Annotated in this window: 21 protein-coding genes; 7 read left to right on the top strand and 14 right to left on the bottom strand. The window is 71.1% G+C overall.

Going from position 1 to position 24,710, the window contains the following annotated elements; all coding sequences use genetic code 11:
• Window positions 1-4: 4 nt before the first annotated feature.
• The 3 genes from mqnP to AB0C03_RS14510 all read right to left on the bottom strand — a co-directional run bounded on the left by mqnP (window position 5) and on the right by AB0C03_RS14510 (window position 3,126).
• A complete protein-coding gene (gene mqnP / locus AB0C03_RS14500) occupies window positions 5-916 on the bottom strand; it encodes a menaquinone biosynthesis prenyltransferase MqnP (protein WP_030334038.1) in 912 nt (303 codons plus the stop codon).
• A complete protein-coding gene (locus AB0C03_RS14505) occupies window positions 916-2,376 on the bottom strand; it encodes a menaquinone biosynthesis decarboxylase (RefSeq protein WP_030334033.1) in 1,461 nt (486 codons plus the stop codon). The genes mqnP and AB0C03_RS14505 overlap by 1 nt, the downstream gene beginning before the upstream one ends.
• Window positions 2,377-2,553: 177 nt before the next feature.
• Window positions 2,554-3,126, bottom strand: coding sequence for a carboxymuconolactone decarboxylase family protein (locus AB0C03_RS14510; RefSeq protein WP_030334031.1), 573 nt, complete (start codon window positions 3,124-3,126; stop codon window positions 2,554-2,556).
• Between the two features lie 82 nt (window positions 3,127-3,208).
• Here AB0C03_RS14510 and AB0C03_RS14515 point away from each other — a divergent pair, with 82 nt between their 5' ends.
• Together AB0C03_RS14515 and AB0C03_RS14520 are read left to right on the top strand one after the other, a co-directional pair.
• Window positions 3,209-3,685 (top strand): MarR family winged helix-turn-helix transcriptional regulator, encoded by a 477-nt coding sequence (locus tag AB0C03_RS14515; RefSeq protein WP_030334029.1) that lies wholly within the window; start codon window positions 3,209-3,211, stop codon window positions 3,683-3,685.
• A 262-nt stretch (window positions 3,686-3,947) separates the two neighbouring features.
• Window positions 3,948-5,309 (top strand): COG1361 family protein, encoded by a 1,362-nt coding sequence (locus tag AB0C03_RS14520; RefSeq protein WP_210865010.1) that lies wholly within the window; start codon window positions 3,948-3,950, stop codon window positions 5,307-5,309.
• Window positions 5,310-5,435: 126 nt separating this feature from the next.
• Here AB0C03_RS14520 and AB0C03_RS14525 read toward each other — a convergent pair whose 3' ends face one another.
• Both AB0C03_RS14525 and AB0C03_RS14530 read right to left on the bottom strand, forming a co-directional pair.
• Window positions 5,436-5,618 (bottom strand): DUF397 domain-containing protein, encoded by a 183-nt coding sequence (locus tag AB0C03_RS14525; RefSeq protein WP_210858412.1) that lies wholly within the window; start codon window positions 5,616-5,618, stop codon window positions 5,436-5,438.
• Window positions 5,615-6,421, bottom strand: a complete 807-nt coding sequence (locus AB0C03_RS14530; RefSeq protein WP_210858403.1) for a helix-turn-helix domain-containing protein — start codon at window positions 6,419-6,421, stop codon at window positions 5,615-5,617. Before AB0C03_RS14530 ends, AB0C03_RS14525 begins: the two co-directional genes overlap by 4 nt.
• Window positions 6,422-6,740: 319 nt before the next feature.
• Here AB0C03_RS14530 and AB0C03_RS14535 point away from each other — a divergent pair, with 319 nt between their 5' ends.
• Window positions 6,741-6,941, top strand: coding sequence for a hypothetical protein (locus AB0C03_RS14535; protein WP_210865011.1), 201 nt, complete (start codon window positions 6,741-6,743; stop codon window positions 6,939-6,941).
• Between the two features lie 196 nt (window positions 6,942-7,137).
• On the opposite strand, the gene ccsB is transcribed toward AB0C03_RS14535, so the two are convergent.
• Genes ccsB through hemL form a run of 6 tightly spaced genes read right to left on the bottom strand, consistent with a single transcriptional unit; the run spans window position 7,138 to window position 13,115 of the window.
• Complete coding sequence (gene ccsB / locus AB0C03_RS14540; protein WP_030334019.1) at window positions 7,138-8,109, bottom strand: c-type cytochrome biogenesis protein CcsB; 972 nt, start codon at window positions 8,107-8,109, stop codon at window positions 7,138-7,140.
• Complete coding sequence (resB, locus tag AB0C03_RS14545; RefSeq protein WP_030334018.1) at window positions 8,109-9,737, bottom strand: cytochrome c biogenesis protein ResB; 1,629 nt, start codon at window positions 9,735-9,737, stop codon at window positions 8,109-8,111. The genes ccsB and resB overlap by 1 nt, the downstream gene beginning before the upstream one ends.
• Complete coding sequence (locus tag AB0C03_RS14550) at window positions 9,737-10,555, bottom strand: cytochrome c biogenesis CcdA family protein (RefSeq protein ID WP_357637038.1); 819 nt, start codon at window positions 10,553-10,555, stop codon at window positions 9,737-9,739. The genes resB and AB0C03_RS14550 overlap by 1 nt, the downstream gene beginning before the upstream one ends.
• Window positions 10,555-11,124 (bottom strand): TlpA family protein disulfide reductase, encoded by a 570-nt coding sequence (locus tag AB0C03_RS14555; RefSeq protein ID WP_357637041.1) that lies wholly within the window; start codon window positions 11,122-11,124, stop codon window positions 10,555-10,557. Before AB0C03_RS14555 ends, AB0C03_RS14550 begins: the two co-directional genes overlap by 1 nt.
• Window positions 11,124-11,771 (bottom strand): histidine phosphatase family protein, encoded by a 648-nt coding sequence (locus tag AB0C03_RS14560; RefSeq protein WP_030334015.1) that lies wholly within the window; start codon window positions 11,769-11,771, stop codon window positions 11,124-11,126. The genes AB0C03_RS14555 and AB0C03_RS14560 overlap by 1 nt, the downstream gene beginning before the upstream one ends.
• A 6-nt stretch (window positions 11,772-11,777) precedes the next feature.
• Window positions 11,778-13,115 carry a glutamate-1-semialdehyde 2,1-aminomutase gene (gene hemL, locus AB0C03_RS14565; protein ID WP_210865013.1) on the bottom strand — a complete coding sequence of 446 codons (1,338 nt, stop codon included), beginning with the start codon at window positions 13,113-13,115 and terminating at the stop codon, window positions 11,778-11,780.
• A gap of 178 nt (window positions 13,116-13,293) precedes the next feature.
• Between hemL and AB0C03_RS14570 the strand changes: the two genes are divergently transcribed.
• Complete coding sequence (locus AB0C03_RS14570) at window positions 13,294-13,629, top strand: STAS domain-containing protein (RefSeq protein WP_007454492.1); 336 nt, start codon at window positions 13,294-13,296, stop codon at window positions 13,627-13,629.
• A 13-nt stretch (window positions 13,630-13,642) separates the two neighbouring features.
• Here AB0C03_RS14570 and AB0C03_RS14575 read toward each other — a convergent pair whose 3' ends face one another.
• Window positions 13,643-14,197 (bottom strand): response regulator, encoded by a 555-nt coding sequence (locus tag AB0C03_RS14575; protein WP_030334012.1) that lies wholly within the window; start codon window positions 14,195-14,197, stop codon window positions 13,643-13,645.
• Window positions 14,194-18,561, bottom strand: coding sequence for a HAMP domain-containing protein (locus tag AB0C03_RS14580; protein ID WP_030334010.1), 4,368 nt, complete (start codon window positions 18,559-18,561; stop codon window positions 14,194-14,196). The genes AB0C03_RS14575 and AB0C03_RS14580 overlap by 4 nt, the downstream gene beginning before the upstream one ends.
• Before the next feature lie 294 nt (window positions 18,562-18,855).
• Between AB0C03_RS14580 and AB0C03_RS14585 the strand changes: the two genes are divergently transcribed.
• Window positions 18,856-20,928 (top strand): SpoIIE family protein phosphatase, encoded by a 2,073-nt coding sequence (locus AB0C03_RS14585; protein ID WP_210865015.1) that lies wholly within the window; start codon window positions 18,856-18,858, stop codon window positions 20,926-20,928.
• Between the two features lie 53 nt (window positions 20,929-20,981).
• Here AB0C03_RS14585 and AB0C03_RS14590 read toward each other — a convergent pair whose 3' ends face one another.
• Complete coding sequence (locus AB0C03_RS14590) at window positions 20,982-22,340, bottom strand: FAD-binding oxidoreductase (RefSeq protein WP_357637049.1); 1,359 nt, start codon at window positions 22,338-22,340, stop codon at window positions 20,982-20,984.
• Window positions 22,341-22,436: 96 nt separating this feature from the next.
• Between AB0C03_RS14590 and AB0C03_RS14595 the strand changes: the two genes are divergently transcribed.
• Both AB0C03_RS14595 and AB0C03_RS14600 read left to right on the top strand, forming a co-directional pair.
• Window positions 22,437-24,533 (top strand): S9 family peptidase, encoded by a 2,097-nt coding sequence (locus tag AB0C03_RS14595; RefSeq protein WP_030334005.1) that lies wholly within the window; start codon window positions 22,437-22,439, stop codon window positions 24,531-24,533.
• 16 nt (window positions 24,534-24,549) lie between these two features.
• Complete coding sequence (locus tag AB0C03_RS14600; RefSeq protein ID WP_210865017.1) at window positions 24,550-24,705, top strand: hypothetical protein; 156 nt, start codon at window positions 24,550-24,552, stop codon at window positions 24,703-24,705.
• Window positions 24,706-24,710 lie beyond the last annotated feature (5 nt).

Here is a 24,710-nt window from a genome sequence, read left to right on the forward strand (position 1 = left end):
GACCTCAGGGCCGCAGGCCGAGCCGGATCACCAGGTCGAGCAGGGCGAAGAGGAACAGCGCGATGCCGACGAACCCGTTGGCGGTGAAGAACGCCCGGTTGACCTTGCTGAGGTCGGTCGGGGTGACCACCAGGTGCTGGTAACCGAACGCCACAGCTGTCAACGCCAGCCCGATCCACCAGAGCCAGCCGAGGCCGATCAACGCGCCGAACCAGATGAACAGCGCGAACGTCACCACGTGCGCGACCGTGGAGGCGTGCAGCGCGAAACGCCGACCGTAGCGGGCGGGCACGCTGTGCACGCCGATCTCCCGGTCGATCTCCGAGTCCTGGCAGGCGTAGATCAGGTCGAAGCCGCCGATCCACAGGCCCACGGCCGCGCCGAGCAGCCAGGCCGGCCCGGAGCCGTCCAGGGTGCCGGTGACCGCCAGCCAGGCGCCGACCGGGCCGACCGCCTGGGCGATCCCGAGGATGGCGTGCGGCCAGTTGGTGAACCGCTTGGCGTACGGGTAGACGACCAGCGGCACCACGGCGAGCGGCGCGAGCACCAGGCAGAGCGGGTTGAGCAGGGCGGCAGCGACGAGGAAGACCACCAGTGCGACGGCCGCGCCGGTCCAGGCCGTCCGCACGCTCACCGCTCCGGTGACCAGTTCCCGTCCGGCGGTACGCGGGTTCCGCGCGTCGATCTTGCGGTCGAGGATCCGGTTGGCGGCCATCGCGAACGTCCGCGCCCCGACCATCGCCACGGTGATCAGCAGCAGGTCGAGCCACCGTACCCGCCCGCCGTTGATCTGCATGGCGGTCAGCGCGGAGAGGAACGCGAACGGCAGCGCGAACACGGAGTGCTCGACGGCGACGAGCTTCAGGAAGGACTTGGTCCGGCCCGGCTTCGCCGCCGGTGCGTCGAGGACGGCCATCAGATCCCGTACTCCTTCCAGCGCTTGTCGACCAGGGCCGTGACCTCGGGCGCCATGCTCATCTCCTCGGGCCAACCACGGGTGTAGCCCTCGGTGGGCAGCTTGCGGGTCGCGTCGACGCCAGCCTTGCCGCCCCAGAACTGCTGGTACGACGAGTGGTCGAGGTGGTCCACCGGACCCTCGGTGAGCAACAGGTCGCGGGCGTAGTCGACGTTGCCGAAGGCCCGGAAGGCGACCTCGTTGTAGTCGTGCACGTCGCAGTCCTCGTCGACGATCACGATCAGCTTGGTCAACGACATCAGGTGCGCGCCCCAGATCGCGTTCATCACCTTCTGCGCGTGCTTCGGGTAGCGCTTGCGGATGGAGACGATCGCGCAGTTGTGGAAGACGCCGGCGGCCGGCAGGTCGTAGTCGACGATGTCCGGGATCATCAGCTTGAGCAGCGGCTGGAAGATCCGCTCGGTGGCCTTGCCGAGGCCGTGGTCCTCCTGCGGCGGCTTCGAGGTGACGATCGAGTGGTAGACCGGCTTCCGCTGCATGGTCATCGCCTCGATGTGCAGCACGGGGAACGGCTCGACCGGCGTGTAGAAGCCGGTGTGGTCGCCGAACGGCCCCTCGGGCAGCCGCTCACCGGGCTCCAGGTAGCCCTCCAGCACGATCTGCGCGTGCGCCGGCACCTGCAACGGCACGGTGAGGCAGTCGACCATCTCCACCCGCTCGCCGCGCAGGAACCCAGCGAACAGGTACTCGTCGATGTCACTGGGCAGAGGCGCGCTGGCCGCGTACGAGACGACCGGGTCGCAGCCGATCGCGACCGCGACCGGCAGGCGCTGCCCGAGCCGCTCGGCGACCGCGTGGTGTGCCGTCGAGTCCTTGTGGATCTGCCAGTGCATGCCCAGGGTGTTGCGGCCGTGCTGCTGGAGCCGGTAGAGGCCCAGGTTGCGCTTGCCGGTCTCCGGGTGCTTGGTGTGGGTCAGCCCGTAGTTGTGGAAGATCCCGCCGTCGTCCGGCCAGACCTGCAACCCCGGCAGTCGGTTGAGGTCGACATCGTCGCCCCGGTAGACGACCTCCTGGCAGGGCGCGGTCTTCACCTTGCGCGGCGGCAACGACTTGAGCTGCATGACCTTGCCGAGGCCCTCGCGGATGCCGGACCAGCCAACCGGCAACTCCGGCTTGATCATCGCGCCGATCCGGGCACCGATCTCGTCCAGCGTGTCGACGCCGAGCGCCATCGCCATCCGCTTCTCGGTGCCGAAGAGGTTGATCGCCACCGGCATCTCGCCCCGGGTCGGACGCTCGAAGAGCAGCGCCGGGCCGCCGGCCCGCACCGTGCGGGTGACCACCTCGCTGATCTCCAGGGTCGGATCAACCGGGACGTCGATCCGGCGCAACTCCCCCGCGCGCTCCAGCGCCGCGATGAAGTCCTTGAGATCGGTGTACGGGAAGCCACGAGCCGCCATGTCGCCCAGTCTCCCGCACCGGCTCCCACCCGGCCCAAGCCGGGTGCTGTGACGCGCGCGATGGCCGCCACGGCGAGCCCGGTGCGGACGGCGCGGCGTGCCTAGATCCACTCGGCTTGCAGGAAGTCGGGGTGTCCTGCGCCTGGAGATAGGCCGACTTTCTGAAAGCTGAGTGGATCAAGACCCGGCGCATGTGCGGGCTGCCGGCGCCCAGGCGTGGGCGGCCAGCGGCGGGTCGAGCGGTGCCCGGGTGAGTCGGTTGGCGAAGGTGGACATGGTGTACGCGCCGACGCCGAGCACCACGTCCAGCGCGTGCCGGGGCTGGTATCCGGCGGTCAGGAAGTCGTCCAGCTCGTGGTCGGGCACCGCGCCCCGGTGGTCGAGCACGGCCAGCGTGAACCGGCGCAGCGCCTCCAGGCGCGGCTCGGGCAGCACCGAGCCGGCCCGCAGCGCGGCGATCAGCTCGGGAGTCGCGCCGAGCTGGGTGAGCTTGCCGGTGTGCAGGGCGACGCAGAAGTGGCATTCGTGACTGGTGGAGACCGTCAGGATGACCACCTCCCGGTCCAGCGGGGCGAGGTCGGTCTGCTCGAAGCCCGCGCTGGCGGCGAGGAAGCCGGTGAGCAACTGTGGCGAATCGGCCATCAGTGCCACCGGGGTGGGCAGCCAGCCGAACCGGCCGCTTACTCCCTCGATGGACCGGCGGGCGGCGGCGGGGGCGGTCTCAGCGGTGTGGGCGGTGAAGACGGACATGGTTACCTGCTTTCCAGGGCTTGGTTCGGGGACGGTACGATAGTCAACGTGGTTGACGAAATAGTAAACGTGGTTGTCGAACATGGCAACCCCTGATCCCGCGCGGCCCGGCTTCGCGCTACCGCTGTTGCTGCTGGCCGGCTTCCGGACGCTGATCGACGACCTGCACGCCGAACTGGCCCGGGAGGGGCATCCGGAGCTACGACCGCTGCACGGGTTCGTGCTCCAGGCCGTCGGTGCGGACGGCACCACCGCCACCGAGTTGGGCCAACGGCTGGGCATCTCCAAACAGGCGGCGGGCAAGACCGTCGACCGGCTGGTCGCCGTGGGATACCTGGAGCGGGCCGACGACCCCGCCGACGCCCGACGCCGACTGGTGCGGGTGACGCCGCGCGGCGCCGACGGGCTACGCCGCTCGGCCGAGATCTTCGACCGGCTGCGGGCACAGTGGGCCGACACCCTCGGCCCTCAACGGGTCACCGCGATGGAGGACGACCTCACCACGATGGCCGCGGCCAACTGGTTCCGGCTCGACGTGCCCGGCTGGTTCGGCGGCTGATCGCCCGCTGCCGTGCGGGGCTGCCCGCCAACGGTGGGCGGGCGAACTGACCGGAGGCCTCCGCCCAGGTGGAGGGGCCGTTGCGGTGTTGCTGACCGGGTGCCGCGGGCACCCGACCATGTCCTGTTTCGACGGAGATCACGACCCGCTCGGCCGATCAGAAACTGTCACAGGCGATCCCTAAGATCATGGATGCCGGTCGGGTCCGGGGTGTTGCAGACCTGACGTCTTCCGATCGGCTCACCCCTCAGCAAGGAGATCAATGAGATCTGTGCGCGTTGCCCGTGGTCGGCTTCTGCGTGGCGTGACAGCGCTGCTCGTCGGCACCGCAGCAGTCGGTGTGGCGGCTGGCCCGGCTGCGGCCGAGGACGACCCCGGCTGGGTCAGCGGATGGCTTGATGACGTCACCGTCGGCGGCCCCGACGCTCCCGGCCGCACAATGCCGCTGACCCTGACCAGCACCGGGGCCAGCCAGCCCCGGGTGACCATCGACCTGACCGGCCTGGCGGGCGTGGCCACCGCCGCCTTCCCCGACTTCTGCGTCACCGAGGGCACCTCGGTGACCTGCCCGATGCCGCCGACGGCCGTCGACGAGTTCGGCACGCTCACCGGCACCGTGCCGGTGGTGTTCCGGCCCGCGCCCGGCGCCCTCGACGGCGCGAGCGGCACCCTCGACTACACGCCGCTCGGCGAGCAGACCGAGGCGTACACCCAGCAGGCGACCGTCACCGTGCGATCCGGGCCCAACCTGCTCGACCTGGTCGACGAGACCGTGACCGGCGTGCAGGTGGGCGACACCCTTCCCGTCCCGGTGGCCGTGGTCAACGCCGGCGACCAGCCGGCCGTGGACCTGCGGCTCACCATGCGCTTCCCGGTGGGCCTGGTGCCGGCCAGCTACCGCAACTGCCGGTACGGCACCAACCAGGTGCTCGCCACCGTGGTCGTCTGCACCGTGCGCGGCACGTTCGCGCCCGGCCAGCGGCACGAGCTGCGGGACGGGTTCGCCACCACTGTCGGCCCGGCGACCCTCGGCAGCAAGCGGATCACCCAGGCCGTGCAACCGCTGGCCAGCGCCGGCCCGCTCCCCAGTGGAGTGAAGCTCCGGAGCCGCGACGCCGACCAGGCGCTACGGCTACGGGCGGTGGGTGCACCGCTCGACGTGCTGCCGGCCGAGGCGACCCGGGCCGAAGGCCAGACCTACCTGCGGGGCGTGCACGGCGCCTTCGACATCGTCGCGAAGGGCGCGGCCGTCACCGGAGCCGTCGGTGACACCGTGCGGGTCACCGTGGGCCTGCGCAACAAGGGTCCGGGCGTGCCGGACGGCAGCCTCTCCGGCGAGGGCGTCGGGGCCTTCCTCTTCGTCCCGCCCGCCGGGGTCACCGTGCTCGCCGCCCCGTCCGACTGCTGGCTGAACGGCGACGAGGAAGAGCCCGAGACCGTCCCGGCAACCTGGTACTGCAACGGACCGGGGTCGGTCTTCCCGGCCGGCACGACTCACAAGGTCGGGTTCGACCTGCGGATCGACACCCTCTCCGGGGCCCCCGGCAAGGTTGAGCCGTTCCAGCGCTACCCCCGGGTGGACGACAACCCGAACAACGACGTCGCCCCCGTGACGGTGAGCTGAGCACCGCACCAGAACGACGCGGGCCGGTCACGGATGATCCGTGACCGGCCCGCATCGCGTAGGCAGGTCAGTGATGACCCGGCGGACGGTCGGCGGGTACGGCGGTCACGAGGATCCGGCGGATGGTCAGTGGGTGCGGGCCAGCTCGACGAAGGCCCGCCACGCGGCCGGGGTGAAGGTCAGCAGGCCGCCGTCGCGGTCCTTGGAATCGCGGACGTGCACCCGGCCGGGCAGGTTGTCGGCGACCTCGACACATGCGCCACTGTTGTTGCCGCTCCGGGTGGACTTGTGCCAACGGGCTCCGGTCAGATCCATGGCTTCACGATCTCCTCGAGCAGGTCGATCGACTGCTGCCGGGGCAGCGCGTCACTGCGCAGACTCTCCCACCTTCCGAGTAGGGTCGCCACCTCGTTGATGTCGTCCACGGCAGTGCCACCGGTCTGATTGTCGAGGAAGCCGAGCCAGCTGCCGTCGGCGGTGCGGCCGAGGATGAACGGCCCGAAGAGACCCGCGTGCAGCCCCACCCCCTGCGGCAGCACGTGCACCCTGATGTGCGGACGGCGGGCGCACGCCACCAGGTGTCGGAGCTGCCCGGCCAGCACCCCGGCGCAGCCCTCCGCGAAACGCTGGAGCGCCGCCTCGTCAATCACGGCGGTGAGCTGCGGCGGGTGCTCCCGGTCGAGGATCGTCTGCCGCTCCAACCGGGCCGCCACCAACTCCTCGATGCGATCGGCGGTGAGGCCCAGGTCGAGCCGGAACACCGCCCGGGCGTAGTCGGCGGTCTGCAACAGCCCGGGAATCATCGTCGCCTCGAAGCAGCGCAGCTGGGTGGCGACCCGTTCGACCTCCAGCCAGGGGCGGAACCAGACCGGTTCGCCGTCGCGCCGGCCCAGCTCGCGCAGCGAGACCAGCAGGCCGCCGGTGTCGAGCACCTCGTCGGCCCGGGTCAGGTACGCCTCGTTGGGCGCCGCCTGCCCCAGCTCGACCGCCGACACCATCGACGGCGAGTAGTGCGCCCGTTTGCCGTACTCCTCCTGAGTCAGCCCAGCCGCGAGCCGGGACCGTCGAAGCTGCTCCCGGATCAGCGCCGCCGTGGACACCACTGAGGTCACTGCGTCCCACCTTCCGCCGCGAACGTTGGGTAACCGGACCCACCTGCGCACGGTAGCGATCCCTCAACACTGCGTCATCCCCTGACACTCATATCGGGGTGACGACCGCCTGGCTCGACGGCAGTCCGGGGCTCGACGGCGGCCATCGCGTGATCCACTCGGGCTTCAGGAAAGTGCGGTATCCCCGGCGGCAGGACGCCCCGACCTCATGAAAGTCGAGTGGATCAACGGCGACCGGGGGGCTGGACATCCGTCAAGACCGGCGGGGACATCTCACCGTGCCTGGCCGAACGGCGGGACGCGGGAGCAGAGTGGATCCATGTCGGATGCGTACGTCGTCGGCGACCCGGACGGGTTCTCGCCCCTCCAGGTCGAGCTTCGCGACGCCATCGCCCGGGAGCTGCACGCCCAACTGGCGTTGCGCGGCGAGCGGATCGAGCTGGCCGACCTACCCGAGGTGTCCTACCAGGTGACGATCCAGGTCGAGCGGACCATCCGGGCCTCGCTACCCACCCGGTAGACGCGCGGTCCCGACAAGGCCCCGGATGGCCGACCACCCGAGCAACGCGACCTGACCCCGGCGACCGGGACCGGGACCGGCGACCGTGGGCGGGACCGGCGACCGGAACCGGGTCCGGCGACCGCGAGCGGGGCCGGTGGAACGACGCGGGCCGGTCACGGATGTTCCGTGACCGGCCCGCACCGCGTTGCGGCTGTCAGTCAAGCCCGCCGTAGGAGTGCAGGCCGGTGAAGAAGATGTTCACGCCGAAGAGGTTCATCAGCACGGTGAGGAAGCCGAGCACCGCGATCCAGGTGGCCACGTTGCGCTTCACGCTGGGCGTGGCGCGGGCGTGCAGGTAGCCGGCGTACACCACCCAGGAGATGAACGCCCAGGTCTCCTTCGGGTCCCAACCCCACGGCCGGCCCCAGGCCGCCTCGGCCCAGATGGCCCCGGCGATCACCGCGAAGGTGAAGATCGGAAACGCGAAGGCGTGCAGCGTGAAGGTCAGCCGCTCCAGGCCGGCCGCGCCGGGCAGCCGCTTGGCCAGGGTGTACGGGAAGCTCCGCTTGCCCTGCTCGTACCCGCTGCGCATCAGGAAACCGACCGCCGGCACCACACCGAACAGGAAGATGCCGGACGCGAAGACGATCGTCGAGACGTGGATGACGAACCAGTACGAGTTCAGCGCCGGCACCAGCGGCACGATCGGCACGTACAGCACCAGCTCGGCGGTGGCGACCAGCAGCACCATCACCAGGGTGAGGAAGAGCCCGAGCTTGCGCAGCGACGGCCGCTTCCAGAGCACCACCAGCCAGGCGGCGACCCCGATGAACGTCACCGTGAGCACGAACTCGTACATGTTGCCCCAGGGCATCCGGTCGGCGGCGAGCCCCCGGGTGACCAGCGCGGCCAGGTGCAGCGCGGCGGCGACAGCGGTGGCACCCACCCCGACCAGGCCCGCGAGCCGGGCCTGCCGGGCGGAACGGTCGGCCGGGGGCGACGACGGGACCGGCGCGGGCGGCGTCGGGAGGACACCACCGCCGGCACCGACCAACTCGCGCACCGGAGCCGCCGTGGCGACCCGGGTACGGGCGTTGCCCAGCGCGTACTCGACGGCATGGCCGATCATCGCGACCAGGTAGGCCAGGATCGCGAAGGTCACCAGATTGTCGGAGAGTGCGGACATCACTCGGCTCCTTCTCGCACGCCGGCCCGTTCGGCCGCTGGGTCAGCATCACCCTTGACCGCAGCGATGAGCTGGGTGAACTCGTCGGCGAACCCCGGATAGTCGGTACGCGGCAACCCGCCGACCTCCACCAAGCTACTACCGCTCGTCGGAGATCCTTCCCCGGGGTCGGCCGGCACCACCCGGAAGAACACCCGGCGGCGCTTGCCGAACAGCGAACCCATCAGCCCGACCAGCAGGACACCGCAGCTGACCAGCAGCATCGTCGAACCGGGGTCGTGCCGGATGGAGAGGGTGACGTACCGCTCGGTGCCCAGGAACTCGACTGTCGTGCCGTCGTCCAGCGTCCACTTCTCGCCCTTGCGGAGCAGTTTGGTGCCGACCTCCTTGACCTTCCCGGTCCGCACCTGCCGCTGATCGAGTTCGTAGACCGAGCCGGGGATGCCGGCGTCCAGGCCGAGGTTGCCCCGGTAGGCGACCAGGTTCAGCGCCGGGTTGCGCTCGGTCGGGTACTGCGAGCGGACGAACGGCGCCTGCTCGGGTGCCGTAGGCAGGTAGATGCCGGTGAACGCCATCTGCTGGTCCGGTGCCCGCTGGCCGGTCGCCGGGTCGACGTTGGCGTCCGGGAAGGCGGCCAACCCTTCGCTGGTCAGGCCCATGTCACCGGTGGTCAGGAACGGCTCGTCACTGATCTGGCTGTTGCCGAACCGGTCGGTGTAGCGGATCACCGGGGCGTACCCGTGGCCGAGCAGGTAGACGTTCGCGTCGTTCAACCGCAGCGGCGAGTTCACCGAGAAGTCGGCGCTGCGGGTCGGCTCGTCCGGGCCGTCAACCGTCACCGTGGCGTTGAAGAACTCCGGCTGACCGCTGTCCAGGAAGCGGGCCTGGAAGTCGTCCAGCCGCAGACAGAAGCGGGGCAGGTCGGCGCTGTCCACCCGGGGGCCGAGCTTCGCCTCGGCGTACTGCTGGCGGGTGTTGCAGAACGCGTTGTCCGCGCCGGCCACCAGCAGCCGGTTGCCGCTCCAGCCGTACCAGGAGCCCAGCGCCACGCCGATCAGCACCGCGATCAGCGAGGTGTGGAACAGCAGGTTGCCGGTCTCCTTGAGGTAGCCCTTCTCGGCGGAGACCTCGTCGCCGCGCACCTCGACGCGCCAGCGGCGCTTGCGCAGCACCTCGGCGATCGCCGCCGTGCCACCGGGCGGGGCGGGCAGCACTGTGTGCTGCGGCAGCCGGGCCATCCGCTTCGGCGCGGCCGGCGGCCGGGACCGCAGGGCGCGGATGTGGTCCCGCAGGCGGGGCGTGATGCAGCCGATCAGGGAGGTGAACAGCAGCAGGTAGATCGCGGAGAACCAGACCGAGCCGAAGACCTCGAACGCGCCGATCCGGTTCAGCCGGGGAGCCCAGTCGGGGTGGTCGACGAAGTACTGGTTGACCTTCTCCGGGCTGATCCCGCGCTGCGGCAGCACCGAGCCGGGGATGGCGGCGATCGCGAGCAGGAAGAGCAGGATCAGGGCCGTACGCATGCTGGTCAGCTGCCGCCACGAGTTGCGCAGCAGGGCCAGCAGCCGGTTCGGCCGGCGGCGCGGCGCGGGCGCCACGGTCTCCGGTCGGTCGTCGACGACCGTCATCAGATGCTCACCTCGCCCACCCCGACGGTGGTCTGCAACCAGATCACGAAGCTCTGCCATCCGCCGGTGACCAGGGCCAGGCCGATCAGGATGAGCAGGGCGCCGCCGACCCGGGTGACCCAGCGGCTGTTGCGCCGGACGGCGCGGAAGACCCCGAGCAGACGTTCGAAGCCCAGCCCGAAGACGATGAACGGTATCCCCAACCCGAGGCAGTACGCCACGGCGAGCACCACCGCGCGGTCGCTCTGCCCGCTGGTGGCGGCCATGCCCATCACCGCGCCGAGGGTGGGGCCGGTGCAGGGCACCCAGCTCAGCGCGAAGACCGCACCGAAGACCGGTGCGCCGAGCAGGCCGGCCGACGGCAGCCGGGAGATCCGGAACTCGCGTTGCAGCGCCGGGATCATCCCGAGGTAGCCCAGGCCGAGCACGATGATCAGCGCGCCGACGAGGATCTCCAGCTGCCGCTCGTACTCGAAGAAGACCCGGCCGATGCCGGCGAACAGGATCGCGGTGGCGACGAAGACGACGGTGAAGCCGGCGATGAACAGCAGCGTCCCGGCGAGCACCCGGCCCTTGACCGCGCCGACCCGCGCGACCCGTTCCTTGACGGCGACACCCCCGCCGGTCGGCGCCGGGTCCGCCGCCGGTCGGCGGCCCTCCAGGTCGGCACCGGCCAGGCCGGTCACGTACGACAGGTAGCCGGGGACGAGCGGAAGCACACACGGGGACAGGAAGCTGACCAGACCGGCGAGCGCCGCCGCGGCCATGGCGAGCAGCAGCGGCCCGTCCAGCGCGAGTTGCCGGAACGTCTCGCCCATCAGTTCGGCGCCGGCTTCTCGGCGGCGATCCGTTCGACGATCGGTTGCAGGCCCTCCTGCTTGACGGCGGCCCGGATCACCGCGGCGATCCGGCCGTCCCGGTCGAGCACCACCGTCGCCGGGACGGTGTTCGGCGGGATGTCCAGGTCGAGCGCCAACCGGCTGGACGGGTCGAAGAGGCTCGGGTAGGTGACCCGCCCCTTCTCGAACGCCTTGGCCTTGTCCCGCGAGTCCTGGACGTTGACGCCGAGGAAGTCCACCCCGGAACCCTTGGTGGCCTGGTAGACGGCTTCCAGGTCGTCGGCCTCGGCGCGGCACGGCGCGCACCAGGAACCCCAGAAGTTGACCACCACCACCTGCCCGCGAGCGTCGCTGACGTCATAGCTGCCACCGAGAAGCAGCTCACCGGCGAGCTTCGGGGGCGCGGAGCGCTGGTCCGGTGCGCACTCGAAGATCTCGTCGGTGGTGGTGGTGCAGGTCTTCTCCTGCGCCTTCGACGACGTGCAGCCGACCAGCGCCACCGCGGCGACGCTGGCGAGCAGACCCGCGGTCCACCTCCGGGCGTTCATCAGGCCCCCTTGGCCGTCCGGGCGGTCGCGGAGAGAGCGATCAGGTGCGCGGCCGGCTCGCTGTAGCCGATGCCCACCACCTTCGCGCCGTCGAAGTGGAACGAGGTGAGACTCGCCAGCCCGCACTGCCGCTTACGCGGGTCGTGCCAGAGCCGCTTGCGCTCGACGTAACGGCGCAGCGTCCAGATCGGGAGCTGGTGCGACACCAGCACCGCCTCGCGGCCCTCGGCGGCGACCCGGGCGGCGTGCACGGCGGCGAACATCCGCTCGGCGATCACCCGGTACGCCTCACCCCAGGACGGGGTCACCGGGTCGCGCAACACCCACCAGTTACGCGGGTCGCGGAACGACCCGTCACCCGGGGAGACCTTCTTGCCCTCGAACCAGTTGGCGCTCTCGATCAGCCGCTCGTCCACCCCGACCGGCAGCCCGAACTGGGCGGCGATCGGCTCGGCGGTCTGCTGGGCGCGTTCCAGCGGGCTGGCCACCACGTGCACGATCTCCCGCTCGGCCAGGCCCTGCGCGGCGGCCTTGGCCATCTGCACGCCCAGCTCGGAGAGGCGGAAACCGGGCAGCCGGCCGTAGAGGATCTGGTCGGGGTTGTGCACCTCGCCGTGCCGGAGCACGTGAACCACCGTCTTACTCACCGTTGACTACCCCCCGTGACCGGCCGCTGCCGCCGCGTTCGCCGCCGTCGGCAGCGCGTCGGCGATGTGCTCCAGAGCGGCGTCGTCGATCGCCGCCGACACGAACCACGATTCGAACGCGCTGGGCGGCAGGTAGACCCCGGCGGCGAGCATCGCGTGGAAGAACGCCTTGAACGCCGGCACCTGCTGGGTGCGCGCGCTGTCGTAGTCGACCACGTCGGCGTCGGTGAAGAAGATCGAGAACATGCTGCCCGCGTACGACAGGCGGTGCGCGACCCCGGCGGCGGCCAACGCGTCGGACGCCAGCTTGCCCACGACGGTCGCCGTCTCGTCGAGGCGCTGGTACAGCGCGTCGTCGGCGAGCCGCAGGGTGGCCAGACCGGCGGCGCAGGCCAACGGGTTACCGGACAGGGTGCCGGCCTGGTAGACCGGGCCGGCCGGCGCGAGCCGCGCCATGATGTCCGCCCGCCCGCCGAACGCCGCGGCCGGCAGGCCACCACCCATGACCTTGCCGTACGTCCACAGGTCGGCGTCGGACGCGTCGAGGCCGTGCCACCCGGCGCGGGAGACCCGGAACCCCGTCATCACCTCGTCCACCACGAGCAGGGCGCCGTGGGCGTGCGCGATCCGGGCGAGCTGCTGGTTGAAGCCGTCGCGGGGGGCCACCACGCCCATGTTGCCGGCGGCGGCCTCGGTGATCACCGCGGCGATGTGCTGGCCCTCGGCGGCGAACGCCTCCTCGACGGCCCGGATGTCGTTGTACGGCAGCACGATCGTCTCGCTGGCCGCCGCGCCGGTCACGCCGGGCGAGTCGGGCAGGCCCAGCGTGGCCACGCCGGAGCCGGCGGCGGCGAGCAGGGCGTCGACGTGACCGTGGTAGCAGCCGGCGAACTTGACGATCTTCGAGCGGCCGGTGAAGCCGCGCGCCAGCCGGATCGCCGACATGGTCGCCTCGGTGCCGGAGTTGACCAGACGGACCTGCTCGACCGGGGTGCGGGCGACGATCTCGGCCGCCAACTCCACCTCACCGGGAGTGGGCGTGCCGAAGCTGGTGCCCCGGGCCGCGGCGGCCTGGACGGCTTCCACCACCTCCGGGTGGGCGTGCCCGAGGATCAGCGGACCCCACGAGCAGACCAGATCGACGTAGCGGCGACCGTCGGCGTCGTACAGCCACGGGCCCTCACCACGGACCATGAAGCGGGGGGTGCCGCCAACCGCCTGGAAGGCGCGCACAGGGGAGTTGACCCCGCCCGGCACGATGGCGCGGGCGCGGTCGAACAGGGCCTCGGAGGCCGGCGCGTCGGCTGGGTAGCGGCCTGGTCCGGCGGGAAAGATGTCGGTCACGATGCGGTCATTGTGACAGCGCCAGACGGCCCACCAGCAGCCACCCCGTTGTCGGGTTACCCGGCTCACCCATGACCCGCGCCCCTCGGCAGCGCCGAGAAGGGGACCCTCGTGGCCTCGACGACCATGCTCACGGCCTCGACAGGCCAGGTCGGTCGGATCGCGCTAGGCTGATCGGGTGGATCGTGCCGAACTGTCCATCACGCTACACCGGACGGGCGACGAAGCAGTGCTGCGCCTGGCCGGTGAGATCGACATGCTCACGGCGGCGCAGCTCTCCACCGTCGTCAACGAGGTGCTGGCCGACCCACCCCCGCGGATCGTGCTCGATCTCGGTGGTGTCACCTTCTGCGACTCGCAGGGTCTGGGCACCCTCGTCGTGCTCAGCCGCAAGGCCAGCCACGCGCAGAGCCTGCTGATGCTGACCCACGTGGGCGACTTCCTGATCCGCGTACTGGACATCACCGGCCTGCGCAGCGCCCTGATGATCCGCAACGACCAGCCCACCGGCTGAGTCGCCCGCCGCCTCAGGCGGTGTTGCCCCAGCGGGCCTGTTCGAGCAGCCGCACCGCCCGGTCGCGGACCTCCGGGTCGTCCGAGCGGAGCAGGGCCGTCGCCTCGTCGACGGCGTCGGTGAGCCGCCGCCACTGCGTGTCGCGCTCCCGGACCAGGTCCGACTGGGTGGCCAGCTGCCGGGTCTTCACCCACAGCTCGACGAAGACCGACACCTTGGCCCGCAGCACCCACGGGTCGAACGGCTTGGTGAGATAGTCCACCGCACCCACCTGGTAACCCCGCAGAGCGAGCTGGGCGTCCCGGTCGGCGGCGGTGAGGAAGATGATCGGCACGTGTCGGGTCCGTTCGCGGCGCTTGATGTGGCTCGCCGTCTCGAAGCCGTCCATGTCCGGCATCTGCGCGTCCAACAGGATGACCGCGAAGTCGTCCACCAGCAGCTGCTTGAGCGCCGCCTCGCCGCTCTCCACCGCCACGGACTGGACCGGCAGCCCCTGGAGGATCGCCTCCAGGGCCGTCAGATTCTGCCGCCGGTCGTCCACGAGCAGCGCTTTGGCCATCTGGGTCACGAAGTCTCCTCGGTGCGGCTGCCGTTGATCCAGGACGACATCAGCTCGATCAGGTCGTCCAGGTCGACCGGCTTGGTGATGTAGTCGCTGCCCCCGGCAGCGAGCGCCGACTCACGGTCGCCCGGCATCGCCTTCGCGGTCAGGAAGACCACCGGAAGGTCCGCGAACCGGTGGTTGCGGCGAATCTGACGGGTGGTCTCGTAACCGTCCTGGTCAGGCATCATGGCGTCCATCAGCACGATGTCCACCTCCGGGTGCTCGGCCAGCAGGCGGACACCGTCCGCCCCGTTGTCCGAGTACAGCACGGTCATCCCGTGCAGCTCCAACGCACTGGTCAGGGCGAAGACGTTGCGGACGTCGTCGTCAACGATCAGCACGGTGGCGCCGTCCAGTTGCCGGGTGGCCGGTGCCTCCGGCCGATCCGGCAACAGCTCCAGCGGCGGCATCAGCAGCGACGACGGCAGGCCGGCCCGCTGCGGGGACGGGGTCTGCGGCGCGACCACGGCGTCCGGGGCCAGCACCTGCGGCACGAACAGGGTGAACGTCGACCCCTGACCGGGCGCGGACGAGACGGTGATGGTGCCGCCGATCAGTCGGGCCAGATCGCGGCTGATCGACAGACCCAGGCCGGTGCCGCCGTACCGGCGACTTGTCGTGCCGTCGGCCTGCTGGAACGCCTCGAAGATGATCGACAACTTGTCGTCGGAGATGCCGATCCCGGTGTCGATCACGGTGAACGCGATCACCTGCTGGGCGTTCGTCAGCGCCGGGACGTCGAAGACCGCGTTCTCCGCGGCCGGGGCGATCCGCAGCGTCACCGCACCGTTGTCGGTGAACTTCACCGCGTTGGAGAGCAGGTTGCGCAGGATCTGCTGCAACCGCTGCGGGTCGGTCACCAACGCCGGCGGCAGATCCTTGCTCACCCGTACCTGGAAGTCCAGGTTCTTCTCCTCGGCCTGCGGCGCGAACGCCTGCTCGACGTAGCCGCGCAGCTCGGTGAAGCGGATCTCGGTCGGCTCGACGTCCATCCGACCCGCCTCGATCTTCGACAGGTCGAGGATGTCGTCGATCAGACGGAGCAGGTCGGAGCCGGACCCGTGGATGGTCCGGGCGAACTCGATCTGCTTCGGGCTGAGGTTCTGCTCCGAGTTCTCGGCCAGCAGACGGGCCAACAGCAGCAACGAGTTCAGCGGGGTCCGCAGCTCGTGGCTCATGTTGGCCAGGAACTCCGACTTGTACGCCGACGCCCGGGTCAGCTGCTGCGCCTTCTCCTCCAGGCCCAGCCGGGCCAGCTCGATCTCCCGGTTCTTCGTCTCGATGTTGCCCTTCTGCTCGGACAGCAGCGTGGCCTTCTCCTCCAGCTCGGCGTTGGTGCGCTGCAACTCCGCCGACTGCTCCTGCATCTCGTGCGCCAGCCGCTGCGACTGGGCCAGCAGTTCCTCCGTACGCCGGTTGGCCTGGATGGTGTTGACAGCGATGCCGATGGTGAGCACCAGCCGCTCCAGGAACGACAGGTGCAGCTCGGAGAAGGCCGACACGCTGGCGAACTCGATCACCCCGAGCAGCTCACCCTCGAACAGGACGGGCAGCACCACCAGGTCGGACGGGGGTGTTTCGGCCAGCCCGGAGCGCAGGGTGAGCCGGCTGTTCGGGGAGGCGCTGACCCGGATGGTGCGACGGGAGAGCGCCGTCTGACCGACCAGCCCTTCACCCGGCCCGAAGGTGACGTCGTGCCCGCGCGCCACGTACCCGTACGAGGAGGTCAGCCGCAGCCGCATGCTGCCGTCGGCGTCGTCGGCCAGGAAGAAGGCACCGAGCTGGGCGTCGACCAGCGGGGTCACCTCCGTCATGATCATGCGGCAGACCTCACCGAGGTCGCGCTGGCCCTGCAACAGGCCGCCGATCCGGGCGAGGTTGGAGTCCAGCCAGCCCTGCTCGGCATTCTTCTTGGTCGTCTCCCGGAGGGTGACGATCATCTGGTTGATGTTGTCCTTCAGCTCGGCGACCTCGCCCTGCGCCTTGACCGCGATCCGCTGGGTCAGGTCGCCGCGGGTCACCGACGTGGACACCTGGGCGATGGCGCGCAACTGCGTGGTCAGCGTCGAGGCGAGCTGGTTGACGTTCTCGGTGAGGTCCCGCCAGGTGCCGGAAACCCCCTTCACCTGGGCCTGCCCGCCGAGCTTGCCCTCGATACCGACCTCGCGGGCAACCCGGGTCACCTCGTCGGCGAACGACGACAGCTGGTCGACCATGGTGTTGACGGTCGACTTCAGCTCCAGGATCTCGCCCTGGGCGTCCACCGTGATCTTCTGCGACAGGTCACCCTTCGCCACGGCGGTGGTCACCGACGCGATGTTGCGGACCTGGCTGGTCAGGTTCGACGCCATCGAGTTGACGTTGTCGGTCAGGTCCCGCCAGGTGCCGGAAACCCCCTTCACCTGCGCCTGACCACCGAGCTTGCCCTCGGTGCCCACCTCACGGGCGACCCGGGTCACCTCGTCGGCGAACGACGACAACTGATCCACCATCGTGTTGACAGTCGACTTCAGCTCCAGGATCTCGCCCCGCGCGTCCACCGTGATCTTCTGCGACAGGTCACCCTTCGCCACCGCCGTGGAGACCTGCGCGATGTTGCGCACCTGGGCGGTCAGGTTCGACGCCATCGAGTTGACGTTGTCGGTCAGATCCCGCCAGGTGCCGGCGACCCCGCGTACCTGCGCCTGGCCGCCCAGCTTGCCCTCGGTGCCCACCTCACGGGCAACCCGGGTCACCTCGTCGGCGAACGACGACAACTGATCCACCATCGTGTTGACAGTCGACTTCAGCTCCAGGATCTCGCCCCGCGCGTCCACCGTGATCTTCTGCGACAGGTCACCCTTCGCCACGGCGGTGGTCACCGACGCGATGTTGCGGACCTGGCTGGTCAGGTTCGACGCCATCGAGTTGACGTTGTCAGTCAGGTCCCGCCAGGTGCCGGAGACGCCCTTCACCTGCGCCTGACCACCCAGGTTGCCCTCGGTGCCCACCTCACGCGCGACCCGGGTCACCTCGTCGGCGAACGACGACAACTGGTCGACCATCGTGTTGACGGTGTTCTTCAGCTCCAGGATCTCGCCCTGGGCGTCCACCGTGATCTTCTGCGACAGGTCACCCTTGGCCACGGCCGTGGAGACCTGGGAGATGTTGCGGACCTGGCTGGTCAGGTTGCCGGCCAGCTGGTTGACGTTCTCGGTGAGGTCACGCCAGGTGCCGGAGACGCCGCGTACCTGGGCCTGGCCGCCCAGCTTGCCCTCGATGCCCACCTCACGCGCGACCCGGGTCACCTCGTCGGCGAACGACGACAACTGGTCCACCATCGTGTTGACGGTGTCCTTCAGCTCCAGGATCTCGCCCTGCGCCGCCACGGTGATCTTCTGCGACAGGTCTCCGCGCGCCACCGCGGTGGAGACCTGCGCGATGTTACGGACCTGGGCGGTCAGGTTCGACGCCATCGAGTTGACGCTGTCGGTCAGGTCCTTCCAGGTGCCCGCCACGTTCGGCACCTCGGCCTGGCCACCCAACTTGCCCTCGGTGCCCACCTCACGGGCCACCCGGGTCACCTGCTCGGCGAAGAGCCGCAGGGTGTCGGTGAGGTAGTTCATCGTGGCGGCCAGCTCGGCGACCTCACCCCGCGCGCCGACAGTGATCTTCTGCGACAGGTCACCCTTCGCCACCGCCGTCGCCACCTGCGAGATCGACCGCACCTGGCCGGTCAGGTTCGACGCCATGGTGTTCACCGAGTCGGTGAGGTCCTTCCAGGTGCCGGCGACGCCCCGCACGTCGGCCTGGCCGCCCAGCTTGCCCTCGGTGCCCACCTCACGGGCCACCCGGGTCACCTCGTCGGCGAACGACGACAACTGGTCCACCATCGTGTTCACGGTGCGCCCGATGCGCAGGTACTCACCGCGCAGCGGCCGACCGTCGATCTCCAACGCCATGTGCTGGGACAGGTCACCGTCGGCCACCGCCACGATCACCCGGGCGATCTCGGTGGTGGGTCGACCCAGGTCGTCGATCAGCGAGTTGATCGCCCGCTGCCCCTCCGCCCAGGAGCCGTCCAGCCCCTCGTCGTCGAGCCGCTCGGTGAGCCGGCCGTCGCGGCCGACGATCCGGCTGATCCGCCGCAGGTCCAGGTACTGCCGTTCCTGGAGCGAGACCACCTCGTTGAAGGCGTCCGCCACCTCGCCCGCCTTGCCGGCGCGGCGGGGAAGCCGGACCTTCAGGTCGCCGCGACCGATCCGTCGCAGGGCCTCGGTCAACTCGCCGAGGAGCGCCTCGTGGTCGGGCGCGGACGGATCCGCGAACGACTGCTTCGCCGTGGTCATCATTCCTCGCTCAACTTGGGGGCGCCGGTCCGTGCGGACACGCCGGCACCCCATATTGTGCCCGCGCACGCCGTGGTGCCAGGGTGCGCGACCCGCCAGATCACATCGATCGCCCCGCCGAGCCGCCCGATCGGCGCCGAGCCGGCACGGCGCGCCGCAAACCTCGCCCGGCGCCCGCGCCGGCCCTTTCGACGCGTCAGCGGCGTGCCCCGCCGCAGGTGGGACTGACCGACGCGACAGTCCCGATTGATGATCCGCTTGGCACCCGGCAGGGGAACGGTGGAGGATACGGGGGTGTCAGCCGAGGCGGGGCCCGCGACGGCCGGGGCCCGGGACGGGGCCGTCCGGCGTGTCCGGCTGCCCGCCGACCGCCGTACGCCGGCCGCCGCCCGCGCCGTGGTCCGCTCGGTGTTGACCGAGTCACACCTGGACGAGCTGGCCAACGAGGCACTGCTGCTCACCACCGAGCTGACCACCAACGCCGTCGAACACGCCGGCACCGAGCTGGACATCGAGGTCGTCGCCGACGAGGTCGGGCTGACCGTCACCGTCTCCGACTTCGCCCCCGGCTCGGGCGACGAGCTGACAGTCGGCGACCGCAACGACGCCACCGAGATCAACGAGGTCTCCGTGCGCGGTCGGGGTCTGCTGCTCGTCGACCACTTCGCCAGCCGCTGGGGCACCACGTACCTGCCCACCGGGAAGGGCGTCTGGTTCCGGCTGGACCGCCCCGGCGTCGACCCGCCCGCCGCGGGCACCGTCGGCGAGTCGACACCGGCCAGCGCCGGCCCACCGACGGGCGCCGACCCGTCCGCGCCGAGCGCCAGCGCGATGAGCGAACTCATGCAGACCGCCCCCGACCTGTACGGGGACGACCCGCTGCCCGACTTCGCCACCAGCCTGCTGAGCCGGGTCGCCGAGATGGTGGGCGCGGCCGGCGGCACGATCCGACTGGACCGGGGCGACGGGCAGGGCAGTCAGGTGCTGGCCCGCTTCGGTCGGCCGCCCCGCCCCGGCAGTGAGCTGCTCCGGGTGCCGCTGACGGTGCACCGCCCGTACGCCGGCGAGTTGGAGCTGGACGCGGCGCCGTCGGCGTACGCCCAACCGTTGGCGGTGCTCACCGCCGAGCGGCTGTCGCTGCACCTGGAGAACGACCGGCTGCGCCGGGCCGACATCCGCCGGCAGGTGTGGCTGACGTTCCTGGCCGAGGCGAGTGAACTGCTGGCCCAGTCGTTGGACGTCGACCTGACCATGGCGCTGGTGCCGCAGTTGGTGGTGCCGCGACTCGGTCAGTGGTGCGCGGTGCACACCACCGACGAGTGGGGTCGGCTGCGGTTGGCGGCGGCCAGCCACGCCGACGAGTCGATGCTGCCGCAGTTGCACAAGGTGCTGGCCGAGACCGGGCCGGACTCGGTCCAGGCCCGCCTGCGCGAGGCGTCCCGCAGCGCGGCGCAGATCCCGCTGGGCGGGCCGATGGAGGGTTTCGCGGTCCCGCTGATCGCCCGCGGGCAGCGGCTCGGCACCCTGGCGGTGGGGCGGCACCAGCGGCACCGGCACGACCCGGACGAGGTGGCCGTGTTGGAGGACGTGGCCCGGCGGGCCGCGCTGGCCATCGAGAACGCCCGGATCCACGCCGAGCGCCGTCGCGTGGCGCAGACGCTGCAGCAGTCGCTGCTGCCCCCGGTGCTGCCGGTGGTGGACGGGATCGGGTTCGCCGCCGAGTACGTCCCGACCGGCGACGACGCCGAGGTGGGGGGCGACTTCTACGACGTGGTGCCGCTGCCGGACGGACGCTGGCTGGTGGTGATCGGTGATGTCTCGGGCAAGGGTGTCCAGGCCGCCGCGGTGACCGGGCTGGTCCGCGACGTGATCAGGGTGCTGGTCGGCGACGGCAAACCGTTGCCGGAGGCGCTGGCCCGGCTCAACGACACGCTTGTCGAGCGCGGTGGCGGCCGTTACTGCACGTTGGCGCTGGCGGCGGTCGGGCCGGGCCAGGGCGACCAGTTGGCGGTGTCGCTGCACCTCGCCGGGCACGACCGGCCGGTGCTGCTGGCCGGGACGGGCGGCGCTGAGTTCGTCGGCACCGGCGGCACCGCGCTCGGCCTGCTCGACACGATCACCTCGCCGACGGCGGAGATCACGCTCGCCCCGGGCGATTCACTGATCTTCTACACCGACGGGGTCACCGAGCGGCGGCGCGGCCGGGAGCTGTTCGGCACCGACCGGCTGCGGGACGCCGCCGCGCCGCTGGCCGGTTACTCGGCCGACGTGGTGGCCGCCCGGTTGCGCGCCGCGGCGATCAACTTCTCGGTGGAGCCGCCCCGGGACGACATCGCCGTCCTGGTGCTGCGCAACGACGCGACCTGACCGTCGCGCCGTCTCCGGGTCTCGGGTCGCAGCTCCGATGCCCTGCCCCGACCTCACAGGCCGCCGGGGAGCCGGCCGGGGGCGAGTCGGTGCTCCGGATCCAGGTGACGCTTCGCGGCGCGCAACTGGGCCAGGCCGGCCAGCTCACCCCAGAGGTCGACCGCCTGGCGGACCGCCGCCGGAGCGGAGATCACCACGCAGCGACCCTGCCGGGCCAGCAGCACCCCGCGGACGGCGGCCAGGATGGACGCCACCCGGTCGGGTGCCAGCGCCCCGGGCAGTGCCGCGTGCACCATGCCCAGCCCGGCGGACCCGCGCACCGGGACGGGCGTGCCGGCCGCGTCGCGGAGCGCGTACACGGCGGCGTGCAGATCGCCGATCGGCACCTCCAGGCGCAGTGCCGTGTCACCGGGCGCGAACGGATAGCGGCGCCACCACGTCGGCGCCGAGTGGGCGATGGTGGCCTCGCCGTGCAACAGGCCGACCAGCCGCTCGGCCCGCTCGGTGACGTCGGCGGGGCCGCCCTCCAGCAGCACCACCAGGCTGCCGGCCCGGGACGGGGCACCGGCCCGGCCGGACATCGACGGGTGGCGCTCCCGGGCGGTGGCCGCCGGGTGACCGGGCGGGTACGGCGTACGCGGGCGGGGGGTGCCCCCGGGCAGATCCAGTTCGATGGCCGACGGCTCCAGTCGGGCGGCGAGGATCGTCCGGACCAGGTCGTGCACCTCCAACGGCGTCCACACCGGGCGGGACACCCAGAGCCTGCTGGCCGGCAGCGGCTGCACCCGCAGGCTCGCCGAGACCAGCACACCGAGCGCGCCCTGGGAGCCGCAGAGCAGGTGGGCCAGGTCGAGACCGGGCGCGCCGCCACCGATGCTGATCAGCTCGCCGTCGGCGGCGAGGTAGCGCACACCGAGCAGTTGGTCGCAGGGACTGCCGTGGCGGTGCCGGAGCGGACCGGCCTCGCCGGCGGCGAGCACGCCACCCAGAGTCGCGCCGGGTGACGGGGCGTCCATCGCGAGCCGTTGCCCGGTGCGCTCCAGGGTGGCCTGCACCGCCCGCAGTGGAGTGCCGGCCCCCACGTCGGTGACCAGCGACTCGACCGGCTCGTGACCGATGCCGGCGAGCCGGCCGGTGTCGAGCAGGATGTCGACCTGAACGGGCGTGGCACCCCAGTCGATCTTCGTGCCCGCGCCTCGGGGCACCACCGTCAGATCGTGTCTGGCGGCCAGCCGCAGCACCTCGGCGGCGGCGTGCGGGCCGCCGGGAACGGCCACCCAGCGTGCCGGTCGCCCCGCCACCTCGTCGGCGGGCCCGGCCAGTCGGGAGAAGGGCGGGCCGCAGATCGCCGCCAACCGTCGGGTGATCTCAAGGGCTCCGGACCGGTCGAGGGAACTCGCTGCTGCCGCCATGGCGGCCATCGTACATGTGTTCGAATGCAGTGGTAGCGGCTATCGGGATGCCGCTGGTCCGGCGCACTGCCGCTGCCGGCCGGTAACGTGGCCGCCGTGACCACCGAGACTGCCCCGCCCGCGGCGAAGCGGGTGCCCAGCGAGCGCACCCACCACGGCGACACCGTCGTCGACGAGTACGCCTGGCTCGCCGCAAAGGACGACCCGGAGACGATCGCCTACCTGACCGCCGAGAACGAGTACACCGACGCGCGGACGGCACACCTGGCCGACCTGCGCGCCGACCTGTTCGAGGAGACTCGCCGACGCACCCAGGAGACCGACCTGTCCGTGCCGACCCGCAAGGGCGGTCACTGGTACTACACCCGGACGGTCGAGGGGCAGCAGTACGGAGTGCAGTGCCGACGGGCGGTCCGCGACGGTGAGACCGACCCGCCGGTCAGCGTGGACGGCGCCCCACTCGACGGCGAGGAGGTGCTGCTCGACGGAAACCTGCTGGCCGAGGGGCACGACTTCTTCTCGCTCGGCGCGTTCGACGTCAGCCCGGACGGTCGCTGGCTGGCCTACTCCACCGACTTCTCCGGCGACGAACGGTTCACCCTGCGGGTGAAGGACCTGACCACCGGTGAGCTGCTGCCCGACGAGGTGCCGGACACGTTCTACGGCACCGCCTGGTCGACCGACGCCTCGGTGCTGTTCTACGTGACGGTGGACGACGCCTGGCGACCGAACCGGGTCTGGCGGCACACCATCGGCTCCCCCGCCGCCGACGACGTGGTGGTCCACCAGGAGGACGACGAGCGGTTCTGGGTGGGCGTGGAGCTCACCCGGTCGGAGAAGTTCATCCTCATCGACGTGCACAGCAAGATCACCAGCGAGGTCCTGGTGATCCCCGCCGGCAACCCGACCGGCGCGCCCGCCGTGATCGCGCCCCGCCGGCAGGGCGTCGAATACACGGTGGAGCACCACGGGCACCGCTTCCTGATCCTGCACAACGACAACGCTGAGGACTTCGCACTGGCGTTCACCTCGGCGGACGTACCGGGCGACTGGGTGCCGCTGATCGAACACACCCCCGGCACCCGGCTGGAGGCCGTGGACGCCTTCGCCAACCACCTGGTGGTGTCACTGCGCACCGACGGGCTCACCGGGCTGCGGGTGCTGCCGGTGGGCAGCGACGACGGGTACGACATCGACTTCCCCGAGCCGCTGTACAGCGTCGGGTTGGACGCCAACCCCGAGTACCGCACCGGTCGGGTCCGGCTGCGCTACTCCTCCCTGATCACCCCCGACTCGGTGTACGACTACGACCTGGTCACCCGGCAGATGGTGCTGCTCAAGCAGAAGCCGGTGCTGCCCGGGCCGGACGGGCGACCGTACGACCCGGCCGAGTACGAGCAGCACCGCGACTGGGCGCTCGCCGACGACGGCACCCGGGTGCCGATCTCGCTGGTCTGCCGGGTCGGCACCCCCCGGGACGGCTCGGCGCCCTGCGAGCTGTACGGCTACGGCTCGTACGAGGCCAGCATGGACCCGTGGTTCTCGGTGGCCCGGCTGTCCCTGTTGGACCGGGGCGTGGTCTTCGCGGTGGCGCACATCAGGGGCGGCGGTGAGCTGGGCCGACGGTGGTACGACCAGGGCAAGCTGCTGGCCAAGAAGAACACCTTCACCGACTTCGTGGCGTGCGCCCGGCACCTGGTCAAGGCCGGCTGGACGGCCAGCGACCGACTGGTCGCCCGGGGCGCCTCGGCCGGTGGCCTGCTGATGGGTGCGGTGGCCAACCTCGCGCCGGACGCGTTCACCGGGATCGTGGCGCAGGTGCCGTTCGTGGACGCGCTCACCTCGATCCTCGACCCGTCGCTGCCGCTGACAGTCACCGAGTGGGAGGAGTGGGGCAATCCCCTCGACGACCCCGAGGTGTACGCGTACATGAAGTCCTACACGCCGTACGAGAACGTCACCGCCGTGGACTATCCCGCGATCCTCGCGGTGACCAGCCTCAACGACACCCGGGTGCTCTACTCCGAGCCGGCGAAGTGGATCGCCCGGCTGCGGGCGGTCGCCCCGGGCGGCGACTACCTGCTGAAGACCGAGATGGGTGCCGGGCACGGCGGCCCGAGCGGTCGCTACGACTCCTGGCGTGAGGAGGCGTTCATCAACGCCTGGATCCTGGACCGCCTCGGTCGCGCCTGACGACGGGGCGGCGGCGATGACCGACGAGGACGAGCCGGGGTCGACGCCCCGGCGCACCTCCGCGTGGATGATCCTCGCCGTGGTCGCCGCCGCCCTGCTCGTCTGCTGCTGCTCCGCCGCCGTGGGCCTGCTGATCTCCTGGTCGGCCGGGCTCTTCCACAACCCGACCTGACCGCC

The organism is Micromonospora parva (assembly GCF_040649675.1).
GTDB classification, from domain to species: domain Bacteria; phylum Actinomycetota; class Actinomycetes; order Mycobacteriales; family Micromonosporaceae; genus Micromonospora; species Micromonospora parva.